This is a genomic window from uncultured Campylobacter sp., assembly GCF_938017705.1.
In the GTDB taxonomy this organism is placed as follows: domain Bacteria; phylum Campylobacterota; class Campylobacteria; order Campylobacterales; family Campylobacteraceae; genus Campylobacter_B.
Genome location: NZ_CALIIS010000051.1, coordinates 1 through 3,107, shown reverse-complemented (window position 1 = coordinate 3,107; position 3,107 = coordinate 1). Strand labels below are relative to the sequence as shown.

Genomic DNA, 3,107 nt, shown 5'->3' with positions numbered 1-3,107 from the left:
CGATAAATTCGCTTCAAAACGCAAGCGAGTTTTCAGGCACATGGCGGCCCATAAGTGCCAAGCTCTCTATCTGCGTCGCGCCTCTTGCGGTGAAATTTACCGCCGCCGTGCCTTTTGGCGAAATTTTACCTATTCTCGGCTTTCCTTAGCATAGTACCGACTTTAGCTACCCGTCTTTTGGGGTAAAATTTCACGGCCGTTCGCAATAGGTATTTAATTGCGCCGTTTGTTTCGTAGCGAAATTTTACCGCTATCCGCAGTCGGCACTCAACCGTCGCTCGTTTATCGCAAAAACGCCCGCTAGCAGCAAAGCCTGCCGCCGCTATACCGCCCTGCTTTTACCTATTCTCCTCCGAGCCGCAAATTTTAAAATTTAACCCGCGCTGCTTTGCGCCAAATCTTTCGGCAAAATTTTACTCGCCGCGCTGCAGAATCCGATCTTTTATCCAAAGCCCCGCCTGCTCGCGCAAAACCCGCGCGATAAATTTTATGCCACCTTTCGCCCTTTGTACGGCACCAACTCTAAGTGCGCGGTATTTAATCACCGTCTGCGCCGAAACGATGTATCTTTAGACGTAGCAAAAAATTTTATCGCCCTGCCCTGCCGAGCAAGCACCGTCTAAATTCTATCTCGAAGCGCGCTTTTAAAATTTTATCAAACTCACGCCGTATGTCTCGCTCGCTGGGTGTCGCGTAAAATTTTACCGGGCAACGAGCTTTGTTATATAAATTTAGCCCGCAGTCTCCAAAGTGCCGCCCGCGCACTAAATTTCGCTCGTGCATTAAAATTTAGCGCGCAGTGCTTGCACGTTAAAATTCCACGCTGATCGGCTGGCCTAGGCGAAACTGCCCGTCCTCGTCGCTGAAATCGGCGCGCGCCTCCCACACTAGATCTGCGCGCAACTCCTCGGTCTGCACCGTGCGGGGCGTGTACATCGCGGTTTGGCTCACGTAGGCGACCTTTGCGCTCGCGCTAGAGCCGTCCGCAGCGATGATCCGCACGCTCTGTCCGGCACGCAGGAAGCGGAGCTGATTTTCGCTCAGATAAAATTTCGCGCGCTTATTTTTTACTTCGCTAAGCTCAAAAACGCCCACGCTTGGTATGCTGATGTCGCCGAGCTCCTTAAGGCGCGCTCTGATCTGCCCGCTAAAGGGCGCTTTTAGCACGCTTTGCGTCTCGATTTGATAGTTCAGATATTTCAAATTTTCCTCGCAGCTTGCCAAATTTGCGCGCGCAGCGCCTACATCCTCGCCGCGGTAGCCGCTTTGAAGCTGGCGCAGATTAGCCTGCGCGCTTTGCAGCTGGGCTTGCGTGCGCTTCATCGAGTAAAACGCCTCGTCGATCTGCTGCTTGGATGCGGAGTTTGTTTTGCCTAGGCTCTTGAGGCGCTCATTCGTCAAAGTAGCGAGCTGTAGGGCGTTTTGCAGCGCGCTTACGTTCGCCGCCGCCATCTCGATCTCCTCGCTACGAAAGCCGCTTTGCAGCTTTTGCAAGTTAAATTTAAGCCCTTCGCACCTTGCGATCTGAACCTGCCTTTGATAGCTCAGATCCGCCGTATCCAGAGCCGCCAAGACGTCGCCAGCCTGCACGAAATCGCCCTCGTCGCGATAAAGCGCGCTAATGCGGCCGCTGCGCTCGAAGCTAAGCGAGCTCTGCCTGATGTCGATGATGCCGTAGGCCTTGTGCGCGACCTCTTCGCGCCTATCGAGATTGAAGTAGATCGCCGCAGCGAGGGCGGTCAGCGCAAAAACGACGAAAAATAGAAGCCTCTTCATAGATCGCCTTAAATTTTGATATGCGGTTATTATAAAATAACTTTTCTAATGCGGCGCTGATATTTGAGGCTCGGGCAGTGATTTTATAAATCGATCGAATTAAATTTACCGTATTGAATTGGTCGCCGCGCGAGCAGAATTGAAGCTTGGGCAGATAAAATTTAGCCTATCCGCGCGATTTTAAGCGGTACGGCTTGTAAAACACAGTGACTTTTTGAATTAAAAATTTTAAAATTTTAATGCGGGGGCTCCGCTTTCAAGCGAAGCGTGAAATTTAATGGGGAAATTTAACGAGCTTTAGGCTCGATGAGCCCAGAGCTCGGTCGGTCGCACAAAAATTGAAATATTTAAAACTCACCTTTAACCGCGGCGATCCATTTATCGGCCCTCGCCTGCCAGTGCTCGTCGCTTTTAAAATCGATCGTAAGACCTACGAATTTGCCGTTTATGAAGGCGCGTGAATATTTAAATTTATATCCCTCCGCGCCCCAAGCGCCGATGAGACGAGCCTTTTTAAGCACCGGCAAAAACGCGCTCATGCCGCTGCAAAAATCGCTGCCGTGGCGCTCGACGTTGCCAACGCCTATGAGCGCGACCTTGCGTCCGTCAAAATCAGTTTTATTCAAAAGCTCCAATTTGTCGTCAAATTTAGCCTGTATCTGTCCGTCGCCGTGCGTCGAAGCTGCAAAAATAAACGCGCTAGCGCCCGCCAAATCCTCCTCATTTAGCTCTTTGGCCTCCTTGATCTCAAAGCCGAGCTTTGAAGCGATGTATTCGCTCACGACCTTCGTGTCGCCACCTTTGGTGGCGTAAACTAATAGTTTTTTCATTTTCTCTCCTTAAAAATAAGAATGATTCTAACAAAATAAGATAAATTTTGAGTGAAATAAAAATTTTATAAGGCACCCAGATACGGCACGATGCCTCGTATCCAGCTAATTTTAAGCCGCAGTGAGCCGATAAAATTTTAAAACTGCTACTTAACCGCTCGTATAAAAATCCATAGTATAATGCCGCCCGTAGCTCATTACAAAGGAGAAAACATGAAGAATTTTACATTATGTTTGATCGCAGTGATCGCACTTTGTGGCTGCGCGACCCCGCAGGATCGATACGGCGGAGATGTTTATGACGCGAGCGAAACGAACCGCATGAGGCAAAGCGATCGGATCGAGATCGTCGATGTCCTGCCCGCCAAAATAAACGTAGAGCGCTCCGAGGGCAATACTGGTAAAATTTTAGGCGGCGTCGCGGGCGGAACTACGGGTGCAGTCATTGGGCATAAGCTCAGCAAACATAGCAGCAGCAGGCGCTTAGCTGAGACCGTGGGG

The 3,107-nt window shown here is 50.2% G+C and carries 2 protein-coding genes and 1 pseudogene; 1 reads left to right on the top strand and 2 read right to left on the bottom strand.

All coding sequences use genetic code 11. The features are described from left to right. Window positions 1-810: 810 nt before the first annotated feature. Together Q0605_RS02710 and Q0605_RS02705 are read right to left on the bottom strand one after the other, a co-directional pair. The gene (locus Q0605_RS02710; protein ID WP_298704002.1) at window positions 811-1,776 is read right to left on the bottom strand and encodes an HlyD family efflux transporter periplasmic adaptor subunit; all 966 of its coding nucleotides are present in this window, start codon (window positions 1,774-1,776) and stop codon (window positions 811-813) included. 347 nt (window positions 1,777-2,123) lie between these two features. Further along, window positions 2,124-2,606: a flavodoxin domain-containing protein gene (locus tag Q0605_RS02705; protein ID WP_298703999.1), complete on the bottom strand. Its 483-nt coding sequence runs from the start codon at window positions 2,604-2,606 to the stop codon at window positions 2,124-2,126. Between the two features lie 213 nt (window positions 2,607-2,819). Between Q0605_RS02705 and Q0605_RS02700 the strand changes: the two are divergent. Beyond that, window positions 2,820-3,107 (top strand): annotated as a pseudogene (locus tag Q0605_RS02700) (hypothetical protein); the annotation flags it as partial.